This window comes from Aestuariivirga sp. (assembly GCF_046093005.1).
Lineage (GTDB): Bacteria > Pseudomonadota > Alphaproteobacteria > Rhizobiales > Aestuariivirgaceae > Aestuariivirga.
Genome location: NZ_JBJTER010000135.1, coordinates 24,289 through 35,747, shown reverse-complemented (window position 1 = coordinate 35,747; position 11,459 = coordinate 24,289). Strand labels below are relative to the sequence as shown.

13 protein-coding genes and 1 tRNA gene are annotated in these 11,459 nt (G+C 63.6%); 6 read left to right on the top strand and 8 right to left on the bottom strand.

Going from position 1 to position 11,459, the window contains the following annotated elements; all coding sequences use genetic code 11:
* The first annotated feature begins 347 nt into the window (after window positions 1–347).
* Entirely contained in the window at window positions 348–494 is a 147-nt protein-coding gene (locus ACKOED_RS11910) for a hypothetical protein (protein ID WP_408916813.1), read from the top strand.
* 210 nt (window positions 495–704) lie between these two features.
* Here ACKOED_RS11910 and ACKOED_RS11905 read toward each other — a convergent pair.
* From ACKOED_RS11905 to ACKOED_RS11895, 3 genes are all read right to left on the bottom strand, one after another.
* Window positions 705–778: transfer RNA gene (locus tag ACKOED_RS11905), tRNA-Gln, on the bottom strand.
* A 77-nt stretch (window positions 779–855) separates the two neighbouring features.
* Window positions 856–2,628 (bottom strand): ATP-binding protein, encoded by a 1,773-nt coding sequence (locus ACKOED_RS11900; RefSeq protein WP_408916812.1) that lies wholly within the window; start codon window positions 2,626–2,628, stop codon window positions 856–858.
* A gap of 13 nt (window positions 2,629–2,641) precedes the next feature.
* Window positions 2,642–3,418, bottom strand: a complete 777-nt coding sequence (locus ACKOED_RS11895; protein WP_408916811.1) for a sensor histidine kinase — start codon at window positions 3,416–3,418, stop codon at window positions 2,642–2,644.
* Window positions 3,419–3,742: 324 nt separating this feature from the next.
* On the opposite strand from ACKOED_RS11895, the gene ACKOED_RS11890 reads away from it, so the two are divergent.
* A complete protein-coding gene (locus ACKOED_RS11890) occupies window positions 3,743–4,753 on the top strand; it encodes a Ppx/GppA phosphatase family protein (protein WP_408916810.1) in 1,011 nt (336 codons plus the stop codon).
* On the top strand, window positions 4,750–5,457 hold the full coding sequence (locus tag ACKOED_RS11885) for an RlmE family RNA methyltransferase (RefSeq protein ID WP_408916809.1): 708 nt from the start codon (window positions 4,750–4,752) through the stop codon (window positions 5,455–5,457). Before ACKOED_RS11890 ends, ACKOED_RS11885 begins: the two co-directional genes overlap by 4 nt.
* Here ACKOED_RS11885 and ACKOED_RS11880 read toward each other — a convergent pair.
* The 5 genes from ACKOED_RS11880 to ACKOED_RS11860 form a co-directional block, all read right to left on the bottom strand.
* On the bottom strand, window positions 5,447–6,277 hold the full coding sequence (locus ACKOED_RS11880; protein ID WP_408916808.1) for a sterol desaturase family protein: 831 nt from the start codon (window positions 6,275–6,277) through the stop codon (window positions 5,447–5,449). The two genes, ACKOED_RS11885 and ACKOED_RS11880, sit on opposite strands and share 11 nt — an antisense overlap.
* A 28-nt stretch (window positions 6,278–6,305) precedes the next feature.
* Window positions 6,306–7,253 carry a sulfurtransferase gene (locus tag ACKOED_RS11875; RefSeq protein ID WP_408916807.1) on the bottom strand — a complete coding sequence of 316 codons (948 nt, stop codon included), beginning with the start codon at window positions 7,251–7,253 and terminating at the stop codon, window positions 6,306–6,308.
* Between the two features lie 171 nt (window positions 7,254–7,424).
* Entirely contained in the window at window positions 7,425–7,577 is a 153-nt protein-coding gene (locus tag ACKOED_RS11870; protein WP_408916806.1) for a hypothetical protein, read from the bottom strand.
* A 64-nt stretch (window positions 7,578–7,641) separates the two neighbouring features.
* A complete protein-coding gene (gene gcvA / locus ACKOED_RS11865; protein WP_408916805.1) occupies window positions 7,642–8,568 on the bottom strand; it encodes a transcriptional regulator GcvA in 927 nt (308 codons plus the stop codon).
* A gap of 378 nt (window positions 8,569–8,946) precedes the next feature.
* Entirely contained in the window at window positions 8,947–9,603 is a 657-nt protein-coding gene (locus ACKOED_RS11860; RefSeq protein ID WP_408916804.1) for a hypothetical protein, read from the bottom strand.
* A gap of 353 nt (window positions 9,604–9,956) precedes the next feature.
* Between ACKOED_RS11860 and ACKOED_RS11855 the strand changes: the two genes are divergently transcribed.
* From ACKOED_RS11855 to ACKOED_RS11845, 3 genes are read left to right on the top strand one after another with little or no spacing between them, the layout of a single operon-like run.
* Window positions 9,957–10,304: a helix-turn-helix domain-containing protein gene (locus ACKOED_RS11855; RefSeq protein WP_408916803.1), complete on the top strand. Its 348-nt coding sequence runs from the start codon at window positions 9,957–9,959 to the stop codon at window positions 10,302–10,304.
* A 52-nt stretch (window positions 10,305–10,356) separates the two neighbouring features.
* Window positions 10,357–11,130: an ImmA/IrrE family metallo-endopeptidase gene (locus ACKOED_RS11850; RefSeq protein WP_408916802.1), complete on the top strand. Its 774-nt coding sequence runs from the start codon at window positions 10,357–10,359 to the stop codon at window positions 11,128–11,130.
* A 25-nt stretch (window positions 11,131–11,155) separates the two neighbouring features.
* Window positions 11,156–11,425, top strand: a complete 270-nt coding sequence (locus ACKOED_RS11845) for a DUF5659 domain-containing protein (protein WP_408916801.1) — start codon at window positions 11,156–11,158, stop codon at window positions 11,423–11,425.
* Window positions 11,426–11,459: the final 34 nt, after the last annotated feature.

Sequence of the window (11,459 nt, the reverse complement as noted above, 5' to 3'; positions counted from 1 at the left end):
GCCGCCATGGGGGGAATTCGCACCCTCTGCCACGTTTATCCCTAGTCTCTCACGGCAGACCCTTTCGGGGCTGTCCGGAATAGGGTTCGCTGCATCCCTAGTTTTGGGGCCTATCTTTGAGGGACGACTTTCAACACTCTGCATCAGCCATTAGCAGACAATGCTTGTCCCTGACGTGTCCTTTAGAGGACGCACAATCCAGAAGTGTTTCGATAGGGCGCTGCATAACCGCCTTATCGAACAGGGTTGAAAACTTCAAGAAAGCCTCTTGCGGAAAACCAAATCGGCGGCCAAATAATTGTCGGTCCCTTCATCGATTTTCTTGCTGTTAAAACCAAGAGGTGAAGATGAAGGACGGCAATCACTCACTCAAGATCAAGGCCAAGAGCTTCGAGGCCACCGCTCATGGATGGGGTGGGCTGCTAACACTGGTGCTGCTCGTGGCGCTGGTCGCTTCCGGTATGGCAATGGGATGGTGGCACCTTCCTGGCTGAGGGTGGCGGTGCCGCCATGGGGGGAATTCGCACCCTCTGCCACGTTTATCCTTAGTCTCTCACGGCAGACCCTCTTGGAGTTCTCCGGGGTAGTGCCTTTCACTTACCCAGTCTGAGGGGTATAAGAGGAGGGGTATCAGTAGGGGTATACCTCCGAGGGCCATCTTTCAAGTTATTGATTTCAAAGAAATTTTTGCAGTGCAAAATAGGTGGCTGGGGGACTAGGATTCGAACCTAGACTAGCGGAGTCAGAGTCCGCGGTCCTACCGTTAGACGATCCCCCAACGGATTTGGCTGGCGGGTGATAGCGGCGAAGCTGCGGGGGCGCAAGAGGCTTGTCCCGATGCCGCTGGCCCGGGCCTCAGCCGCGGAACTGGCGGAGCAGCCGCGCCAGGCTCTGGATGTCCTCGCCATGTGTGGCGAAGCCAGCCTCCGTCTGAGCCTCGGCGCCGCCGAACTCGAAGCCGGGGCCGTCGGGCGTGCGGTTCTGGCTGCGCCAGCGCTGCACGATGTCCTGCAGGAAGTTGCCGTCCGGCAGTTCCCGCGCCCAGCTGCGGGTGAAGGAGGCTGAGCTGCTCATCGGCAGATCCTCCGGCGCGATCTCATCGATCTTGATGCGGGCGGGCAGGCCCACGCCCTCGCCGAAGGCGATCAACTCGCCCATGCCCATGGCGGGCATGACGTCGAGGAGGCTGGCCGCGGCATCGGAGACGCCGGCCCGCAGGATCTGCTGATCGCGCTCATTGGCCAGCCGCATCGAAAAGATGGTGCTGCACTGCGAGAGGATGGTCGCGTCGAGCTCTGCTGGCCGCTGTGAAACGATGCCAAGCGAAACGCCGTATTTCCGGCCTTCCTTGGCGATCCGCGCGATCGCCCGCTTGGCCGGTTCGAAGCCCGATGACTTGCCGGCCGGCACATAGCGGTGGGCCTCCTCGCAAACAAAAGTCAGTGGAATGCGGCCGGCGCTCCAGATGCCGAAATCAAAGGCCAGCCTGGCCAGCACCGAGACCACGACATTGATGATCTCTGACGGCAAACCGCCCAGCTCGACGATGGCGATGGGCTTGCCACTGACGGGAATGCGGAACAGCCGCGACAGCACCTGGGACATGGTGTCCTCGACGGTGAGCGAGCTGAACATGAAACCATAGCGGGGGTCGCGGTTGATGGCCTCAAGCCGCGCCTTAAGCCGTTTGCAGGGCGCCGGATCGCCCTGCGGACCCAGCTTTTCCAGCCGTTCCTCGAGAATGGCGATCAGGTCGGACGAGCGGTAGGGAATGGGCGTGTCGACGCCAACCGCGGCGGGATCCATCGCCGTCTCGCGGTGGCGGCCGGGCGCTGCCCGCTCACGCCGCCGGTTCTTCATGTAGCGCAGCTTGGCGATGGGGATGATATCGCGCAGAATCTCGATATCGGCTTCGCGGCTGGTCGGCTGGCCGATCAGGATTTCCACGATCTCCTCGAAAGTGAGAAGCCAGAACGGCAGGTTCAGGTCAGCGGGTGTGATCACCTCGGCCATGTCCTTGAAGGCAGCCGCGTATTCGCGGTGAATGTCGAGCAAGAGCAGATGGCCGTGCGGGCTCTTTTCGAGGATCCGGCGCAGCAGCAGCGCCAGCGTGCAGGACTTGCCGGTGCCGGTGGCGCCGAGAATGGCGAAATGCTTGCCCAGCAGGTCATCAACCTTGACCATCGCGGGGATCGAGCGGTCCTGGGCGATGTGGCCCATCCGGATCGCAGTTCCGGAATCGCAGGCATAGGCCTTCTCAAGTTCTTCTTTCGAGGCGCGCATCGCCACATCGCCGAGCGCCGGATAGCAGGAAATGCCGCGGCGGAAGGACAGCGCCGCGCCAGAGGCATCTTTCGGCAACTCGCCAAGGAACTCGACCTCGACGATGCGCAATTCCGCTTCGCCGGCCGCGTGGCTCGGCACGGGCGACGACATCGCCGATACGATGCAAAGGCAGATCGCGCGGGGCGTGTCGACCCGCAGCAGCGTGCCGATCTCCGGCGTCTTGGCGCGCGGGTCGCCATCCTGGTCAACGAGGATTACCGCATGCGCGCCGGCCACCGATACGATGCGCCCGACGCGGCGTAGCTCCTGCACGGCCTGCTGGGCCTGGTCGTGGATGGTCATCGATCTTGCACTCTCACTCGTAGTCCTCGCCCGTCGCCAGCGGGAATTTGACGCTGACCCGGGTGCCGCGGCCCTTCTGGGAGTCAATCCGCAAGTCACCGCCATGGAGCTTGGCCAGGGCGAGCGCGATGGGCAGTCCCAGACCGGTTCCTTCGTGCCGCCTGTTGAAGCCGGTCTCGACCTGTCCGAACGGCCGGAGCGCCGTCTGCACCTCGTCAGGAGACATGCCGATGCCCGTATCGGCAACCGTAAGCAGTGCGAACCCGGCGCTTTCCTGTGTCACCGTGATGTCAACCTGGCCATGGGCGGGCGTGAACTTCACCGCGTTGCCGACGAGATTGATGAGAATCTGCTTCAGCCGCAGCGCGTCTCCCAGCAGCGGTGGCATCGCCTCCGCCACGCTGCTCGTCATGGCGATCTCCTTCTCGCGCGCCTTGGCGCCGAGGATCAGCAGGCAGGAGGTCAGGATGGGGCCGATATCCACCGGCTCCCGGGTGACGGAAAGCTTACCCGCCTGAACCTTTGAAATATCGAGGATGCTGTTGATCAGTTCCAGCAAGTGTTCGGCGGCCTGCTTGATGTAGCCGGTGTACTGGTGGACCTTGTCCGGGCTCGTGGCCGTTCCGGTATGCAGCATGTCGGAAAAGCCGATGATGGCGTTAAGCGGCGTGCGCAGTTCATGGCTCATGTTGGCGATGAACTCGGACTTCGCCTTGGACGCCAGTTCGGCGTCAACCTTCGCGGCCTTGAGGGCCAGTGCCTGTTTGCGCTGGATGGTCGCGAGGCCCATGTGCTCCGCGTACTCGCTGAGCAGCGAGCCGCTCTTCAACCGCCGTGAGCCAGACCCATACATCGCATATCCGGAAATTTGACCGCAGTTTGGCTGCCCACGTCTCAACGGCAGGTTAATGGGCTTGCCAGGCATCGCTTTGATTTTTCTTTGAGGCTGCGCCGTGAACCTGTTAGAATTGCGCTAACGCAATGTTTAGGATACCGGCGCCGCCGCTCCGCTTCGCCGTCGAGCGCCTCCGGTTTCCGAAGGATAGAGAACGTGGATGCTGCCAGCAGGCCGGAGCCCAGGCGGGCCCGGCGTCATTCTGGTGGCGGGCCGGCAGTGCGCCGTCCCGCCCCCTCGCGTGAGCCGCCGCCGGGCGGACTCTATGGCGCGCTTGATCTCGGCACCAACAATTGCCGGCTGCTGATCGCCACGCCGTCCGAACATGGTTTCTCGGTGGTTGATGCGTTTTCGCGCATCGTCCGGCTGGGCGAAGGGCTGAGCCAGACCGGGCGGCTGGGCGAAGCGGCCATGGCCCGCACCATCGACGCCCTGCGGGTCTGCGCCAACAAGCTGCGCTGGCGCAAGGTGAAGCGCGCACGGCTGGTTGCAACCGAGGCCTGCCGCACGGCCGCCAACGGCCCCGCCTTCATCGACCGCGTGCGGGCCGAGACCGGCCTCGACCTCGAGATCATCGACCGCGAGACCGAAGCCTCGCTCGCCGCCATGGGGGCTGAGCCGCTGGTCGACCGCCAGGCGGAAACCGCGCTGGTGTTCGACATCGGCGGCGGCTCCACCGAGATGCTGTGGATGCGCCGCGCGGGCGCGCGTTTCGAGACCGTGGCCTGGACCTCGCTCGCCGCGGGTGTGGTCACCATTTCCGAGCGCTTCGGCGGAGGTGTCGACGTGACGCCGCAATCTTTCGCGGCGATGCGCGCCCATCTTCAGCCCATGCTGCGGGAGTTCGCGGCGCAGGTGGCTGCCGCGACAGGCGCGCCGTCTCCGGTGCCGTCCCATCTGCTTGGCACCTCCGGCACGGTCACCACCATCGCCGGGGTGCAGTTGGGCCTTGCGCGCTATGACCGCACCAGGGTCGATGGCTGCTGGCTTGGCAGCGCCGAGATTGGCGCCGTCACCGAGCGGCTGTTGGGCCTCAGCTATGCCGAGCGCGCCGCCAACCCCTGCATCGGCCGCGAACGCGCTGATCTGGTGCTGGCCGGTTGCGCTATCCTTGAGGAAATCCGCCTGGCCTTTCCGGCCGGGCGCATCCGGGTTGCCGACCGCGGCCTGCGCGAGGGCATCCTGGCCATGCTGATGCGCGACGACGCCGCTCCGGGAGGTGCGCCATGAGCCGGCCCGGCAGCGGCAAGAAGCCGGGCACCCGCCTCAAGGTGCGTGTCAAGACCGGCAAGGGCCGCACCGTTTCGCAGAAGATCTGGCTGGAGCGCCAGCTCAATGACCCTTACGTGCAGGAGGCGAAACGGCTGGGCTACCGCTCGCGCGCCGCCTTCAAGCTGATCGAGATCGACGACAAGTACCGCTTCCTCAAGCCCGGCGGCCGGGTGATCGACCTCGGCGCCGCGCCCGGCGGTTGGAGCCAGGTGGCGGTAAAACGCGTGAAGGCCGACGCGGGCCGCGGCAAGGTGATCGCCATCGACATGCATGGCATGGACCCGATCCCGGCGGTGACCATCTTCAAGAAGGATTTCCTCGAGGACGACGCGCCGGGCCTGCTGATCGCGGCGCTGGGCGGCGAGAAGGCCGATTGCGTTCTCTCCGACATGGCGGCGCACGCCACCGGCCACCGCCAGACCGATCACATCCAGATCATGGCGCTGGCGGAGGCGGGGTATGACTTTGCGCGGCAGGTGCTGAAGCCGGGCGGGACTTATCTCGCCAAGGTGCTGCGCGGCGGCACCGAGGGCGAGATGCTGAAGACGATGAAGAAGGATTTTTCCTCCGTCCGCCATGTGAAGCCGATGGCCAGCCGCGATGATTCAGCCGAGCTCTTTGTGCTCGCCATGGGCTTCCGGGGCGGCGCGACTAGTCCTTGACCGCCCGCATTTCATCGCCGCCGTCATTGGCCTGGCGGGCTCTTTCCCGGAATGGCATCAGCAGCAGCCGCGGCAGGCCGAGTTGGGCGGGCGAGCGCCATTCCTCAAGGCCCAGTTGGACGCCCAGCTGCCCCTTGGACGGGGCATGCAGCATGGTGCCGCACAGCCGGTCCCAGACCGACAGGAAGAAGCCATAGTTCGAATTGGTTTCGTGAATGATGGTTGAATGGTGCACCCGGTGCATGTCCGGCGTGCACACCACATAGCGAAGATACCTGTCCAGCTTCTCCGGCAAGGCGATGTTGCCATGGGTGAACACGGCGGCCCCGTTCAGCACCGCCTCGAAAGCGATCACCACCCACGGATCGATGCCCAGCGCGGCCACCAGCGCCGCCTTGTAGATCATCGAAATCACAATCTCCAAAGGGTGGAAGCGGATGCCAGTCGTCAGGTCGACGTCGAGATCGGCGTGATGCACCTGGTGCAGCCGCCAGAAGGCGGGCAAAGCGTGCGACATGACATGCTGGAGATAGATCGCGAAATCGAGAATGATGAAGCCCGCCGCCGCTTCAAGCCACCACGGCCAGCCGAGATAGCCGAACAGCCCCCAGCCATGCTCTTGCGCGTAGACCGCCGTGGCGAATGCCGCAGCGCCCACCGTCAGGCGCTGCACCACGATGTTGATGCTCAGGATGCCGATATTGGTGAGCCAGCGGCCCTGCCAGCCCGCCGCCTTGTCGCGTTTCGGCAAGACGATCTCGAGGATCGCCACGGTGACGAACACGCCGAGGAATATGCCGAGCCGCAGAGCCGCTTCCATGCTTGCACCGTGAGCCTGAGCCGCGCCGTCAGTTGGCGCCGGTTACCAGCGGATAGTCCCTGGCGTCGGCGCTCGACCAATCCCACATCGAGCCCGCGTAGTTCCTGGCCTTGATGCCGGCGTTGGCGAGAACCGCGGTCACGAAGCCGGAGCGGATACCGCCGGTGCAATAGGAAATCACTTCCGTGTCTGGCGAAATGCCAAGCGCGGCGAGCCTGGCCTTCACCTGGTCGGGCGGCAGCACATCGCCGTCCGCGTCCAGGAAATCCTTGTAGAAGATGTGCCGCGCTCCCGGCACATGCCCGCCCCGCGCCTCGCCGTAGGGTGTTTCGCCGGCATATTCCCTCGGTTCGCGGGTGTCGAGAATGGCCACGTTCTTGTCGCCCAGCTTCTGGCGCAACTCCTCCTTGGTGATTTCGAAATCGGAAACCCGCTTCACTTCGAACTCGCCCTTGCCGCTGACGGGCGCGATGCCGGGATCGCCATCACGGGTCAGAGCGGCAATGCCGCCGTCGACAAAGAAGGCCGCCGGGTGGCCCAGCGTGCGCAAGGTCCAGACGATGCGGCCATCCTCGCCCCAGCCGTTCAGGGAATCAGCAACGACCACGACCGGCTTGCCGGACGACACGCCGAGGCGCTCGACGCGCCGCTTCAGTTCTGCGTCATCCTCCAGAAGCTGGCCCTTCTGGGCTTTGGATTCCTTCGTGAAATAGGGCCATTCGACCGCTACGGCATTGGCCAGTGGCGAAGCCTTCTTGAGGTCGGCGCCGCGCACATCGAGGACGACGGCGCCGCCGGCGATCAGTTTACGGGCATCCGCCGCGGGGATCACCCAGGCGTTTGGAAAGAGCTGCGAATTGGCCTGTTGCGCGGCTATGGCGGGGCGCAGCGCAATTGGCGTGGCCACGAGCGCGGCGGCCGCCAGGGCCGATATCACCAAGCGGCGGCGGGAGTGTGAAACGCGGGCAGTTGTCATGGTCTTCTCCTGTTGAGGGTGTTGCCGCCACCGAAACACGCCCGGCCAGAACGGGGATGTTCCGAAAAGCGCAGCTTGATAGTCTATGCATTTAGTAGAGTATAAGGCTTTGCCCATCAGGAACATTGAGTCTTTTTCAGCGCCCGCATTAGTTTTGTTGCGGGTGTGGCCTTACCATTCGGTGTGATGCCGGCGGTTGCGATGGCCTGACTGACCGCGCATGGCGGTATTCCGCCAGGCCGTGAAATCCGCCGTGAACTCGTCGCGCGCGGCGTCATCGCGCCATTCCGGCGTGATAGCGTTGTCGAAGATGCCATCAGCCATGCGATCCAGCCGATGGCGCATCTCGGCGAAGAAGTTCCGGCCTCTGGACATGAGACTTGTCATCTCAGGCCACCGCGAGTTGCGGCAGGTCGGACGCCGCTTCTGTCCTGAGCCAGTCGATGAAATGCGAAACCTTGGGCAGGTTCAGCTTGGCGCGCGGCGCGACGATGTAATAGGCGAAATCGACCTTCACTTGCGATGGGAACGGCTGGACCAGCCTTCCCTGCCGCAGGTCGCGGGCGGCGAGCGCGGTCTTGGCGAGGCCGACGCCGCGGCCCAGAATGGCAGCTTCGATGACCAGGCTCGACTGGTTGAAGCGCGGCCCGCGCGCCGCATCGATGTGCTTTGCCCCGGCGGCGCTCAGCCACATTTCCCAGTTGGGGCAGGACGGATCGTTGTCGGGGCTGTCGTCATGCAGGAGCGTGGCTTCCACCAGGTCGGATGGCGCATAGAAGGGACCATGCTCCATGAGGAACTCCGGGCTGCACACGGGAACGACGCTCTCGGTCAGCAGCTGTTCGACGGCGACGTCGGAATAGCGTCCGGCGCCATAGCGGATGGCGATATCGACGCCGTCCTTCACGAAATCCACAAGCTGCATGGAGGCCGAGACATGCACATCGATCTCGGGATGGGCGGATTGAAACGCGCCAAGCCGCGGCAGCAGCCATTTGGCGGCGAAGGAGGGCGCCACGCTGACGCTGAGCACGCCCGCCTCGCCCAGCGAGTCGATCGCGTCCATGGCCGCGCAGAGCCGCGCAAAACCTTCGCGCAGGTCACGCAAGCCAGCGGCGCCCGCGTCAGTCAGCGCCAGGCCGCGCCCGTTGCGCATGAACAATGGCAGTCCGACATGATCTTCCAGAATGCGGATCTGGTGGCTGACGGCGGCTGGCGTGACGCGGAGCTCATTGGCGGCCACCGAGATGCTCATGTGGCGCGCCGCGGTTTCGAAGGCGCGGAGAGCGTTGAGGGGCGGAAGGCTGCGTCGCATGACTATAAATCCTACCAAGTGTATAGGATTTTGATATCACTCACCCGGGCGCTTGGCAAGAGTTGTCAAGAAAGAAAAAGGGGCCGCCGTCTTAACCGGCGGCCCAAGTCCGGGGAGGAAACAGTGCCGTGCTGATCGCAAGAACAGCATGGCGGCACTCCCGTTGTAGCATGCGCACCGCGCAGCCTTGACTGAGAAGAATTGAGGTGAGGCGCCGGAATGGCTCAGCAATGCGCCGGGCTTATCCGCCTGCTGCCTGGCATTCATCACCACGGGCCGCGCCCTGAGCCTGAAGGCGATGTTGCCGAACACCGTCAAATGCCGGAACAGGCAACGGGAAAGGGCGCCGGTTTGACCCGGCGCCCCTGATGGAACTGCTCAGTAGCAGGGCGGATAGGGATAGTAGCCGCAGGCCGGCGGCGGATAGGCCGGCGGCGGGTAGTAGGCCGGCGGCGGGTAGTAAGCGGGCGGCGGGTAGACGGGCGCGCCGTACCAGCCATGATGGCCATGCACCACAACGCCATTCGGCAATACCGCCCACGAGTCGATGAACAGCGCGGCCGCACCCTTGGCGCCCTTGAGATCGCCTTCCAGAACCTTGGCGTCAAAGGTCAGGTTACCGCCTTCGAACTTGGGGTTCGAGATGGTCACCACCGCGTCAGTGACACCCACCTCACTGCCGCCAAGTATCGAAATGGTGGCGTTCGGCGGGTCTTTCGCGAAGCTGTCCACGCCGTCGCCCCAGCGGGCCAGGAACATGTCCATCGATTCATGGCCGGCGGCGCGCATCGGCCGGTCGGCGAAGACGATCACGTTGGTGCTGACGCCGGTCAGCGTCAGCTTGCCGTCGGCCAGCGTGGCGCCGTCGGCGTTGATGACGCCCAGTGACGGGACGGGGGCAGGGTGGGTGACCTTGCCGATGGTCTTGGCCAGCGGCTCATGCGGGTTCGCCGGCGCGGCGGCGTGGGCGCCAATGGCCGCCACAGCCAGCCCGGTGGCCAGCACCGCGGCGCGCGCGAGAGATGTCAGTTTCATGCGAATTCTCCATGGCTGAGACGGTAGGCTTGCCATCCCGGCCGCCAGTGCAGTTGGACTGGCGCCCGGGACGTGGATTGCACTTTAAAGGGAACCATAACACAATTCACCGGCAATCTTGCGCCGATATCGCGGCCACCCGCCGTGCCCTGAGGAACGTGGCTCCCCTTCGTCACGCGATATCGAACCATGTGTCTCGCGCCAAGCGCTGATTTCCGACGCACTTTGGAAGGTGTTCGCGACCTTGGCCTGGCGGCATAAGCGCTCCGATTGAGAGTGTTTAGATATCAGTTGACGGCGACGGGCGAATCGAGTGTAAAGTGATGCATAAACAGGCAACGGGAGAAACCAGCATGTCAGGGGAGAAGTTCGGCGCGTTCATCCGGGCGCGGCGTGAGGCGAAGGAGATCGGCTTGCGCGAGATGGCAAAAATGATCGGCGTAAGTCCGACCTATGTTTCGAAGGTCGAGCGCGACGAGTTTCCGCCACCCGCCGAGGACAAGGTTCGGCTGATTGCCGGGGTGATCGGCTGCGATGTTGATGAGCTTCTGGCGCGGGCGGGCAAGGTCGCCACCGATCTGTCGGACATTATCAAGCGCAACCCGGTCGAAGTCGCGGCGCTGCTGCGGACAACCAAGGGCCTGACGGCGGACGAACTCACGCGGTTGGCTCGCGAGGCGCAGAAGACGAAGTACAAGTAAAGGCCTGAATGGCGGTGGATTTTGAAATGATGCAAATGAGGATGAAAACGCGATGGGATTGAAAGTTGCCTATGTGTCCGAGGAGGCGATTGAAAAGGATGCCCAAGCACTCCTTGCCGACTACGCGCTGAAACACAGGATACGGATCGAAGCCCCGATCCCGATCGACGCCATCATCGAAAAGCACTTGAAGATCAGCATCGAGTTCGATGACACGCACCGGCTGTTCGGCGTGCCGCGTTCCGGCCTCGGCTTCGATCCCGATATCCTCGGCGCGATCTTCTTCGACCAGAAGCGGATCGTGATCGACGAAAGCCTCGATCCCGACGCCAATCCCTCCAAGGAAGGGCGCTATCGTTACACGGCGGCGCATGAAGTCGGCCATTGGCGGCTTCATCGTGGATTGTTCGGCAAAGACCCGGCGCAGACATCGCTTCTCGAACCGAATGCCGCGCCGAGCGTTGTTTGTCGAACCAGCCAGGCGAGGGAGCGGATCGAGTTTCAGGCCGATCTTTATGCTTCTTGTGTGCTGATGCCGCGAGAATCGGTGTTCGCCGCCTGGGATGAGGCTTTCCCCGACCGAAAGCAGCGTGTGCTTCAACCCGCGACGCCGATGGACCATCCTTGTGTAGAAATCGAGCGCATGACGAACGAGCATGGCAAGTCCTACGGCGACGCTGCCGACGACCTTGTTCTGGAACAATTTGTGAGACCTCTCGCTCAGAAGTTTGGTGTTTCGCCGATCGCCATGCGCATCCGCCTCGAAAGGCTCGGGCTCCTGCACCGCACGGTGCCGTTGCAGCGCCTTCTCACTGATCGCGCGTGAACCCCTTTTTTGAGGAGATCGTTAAGTGTCAACTGAACGAAGGCAAATCACGAAACAGGAGCGGGAACCCGCCGCGTTCGAGACGCGCGACTTCTATCTTGCCTGCTTCCTGCGCTGCTCGGGTTACGAGCTCCAGGGCCTTCGCTCGGAAGGGCCGCGCAAAGTCTTCGTGTTTCGGGATCGGGCCTCGCGGCGTGAAGACGTCATCGCTTTCTATGGCGACGCGACAAGCGTTCGTCCCTTGGCTTTCGCCGCCACCATCAAGGACATGAAAGGACTGCTCCACAATGGCTGAACCGTAAGACAACAGGCCGTTCCAGCGCGCCAAG

Bases quoted from the DNA above. Each gene is read 5' to 3' on its own strand.
- ACKOED_RS11900 (WP_408916812.1), bottom strand. From the start codon at position 2,628: ATGACCATCCACGACCAGGCCCAGCAGGCCGTGCAGGAGCTACGCCGC.
- ACKOED_RS11850 (WP_408916802.1), top strand. From the start codon at position 10,357: ATGGGATTGAAAGTTGCCTATGTGTCCGAGGAGGCGATTGAAAAGGAT.
- ACKOED_RS11875 (WP_408916807.1), bottom strand. From the start codon at position 7,253: ATGACAACTGCCCGCGTTTCACACTCCCGCCGCCGCTTGGTGATATCG.
- ACKOED_RS11880 (WP_408916808.1), bottom strand. From the start codon at position 6,277: ATGGAAGCGGCTCTGCGGCTCGGCATATTCCTCGGCGTGTTCGTCACC.
- ACKOED_RS11870 (WP_408916806.1), bottom strand. From the start codon at position 7,577: ATGGCTGATGGCATCTTCGACAACGCTATCACGCCGGAATGGCGCGAT.
- ACKOED_RS11910 (WP_408916813.1), top strand. From the start codon at position 348: ATGAAGGACGGCAATCACTCACTCAAGATCAAGGCCAAGAGCTTCGAG.
- ACKOED_RS11885 (WP_408916809.1), top strand. From the start codon at position 4,750: ATGAGCCGGCCCGGCAGCGGCAAGAAGCCGGGCACCCGCCTCAAGGTG.
- ACKOED_RS11855 (WP_408916803.1), top strand. From the start codon at position 9,957: ATGTCAGGGGAGAAGTTCGGCGCGTTCATCCGGGCGCGGCGTGAGGCG.
- gcvA (WP_408916805.1), bottom strand. From the start codon at position 8,568: ATGCGACGCAGCCTTCCGCCCCTCAACGCTCTCCGCGCCTTCGAAACC.
- ACKOED_RS11895 (WP_408916811.1), bottom strand. From the start codon at position 3,418: ATGGGCCTCGCGACCATCCAGCGCAAACAGGCACTGGCCCTCAAGGCC.
- ACKOED_RS11860 (WP_408916804.1), bottom strand. From the start codon at position 9,603: ATGAAACTGACATCTCTCGCGCGCGCCGCGGTGCTGGCCACCGGGCTG.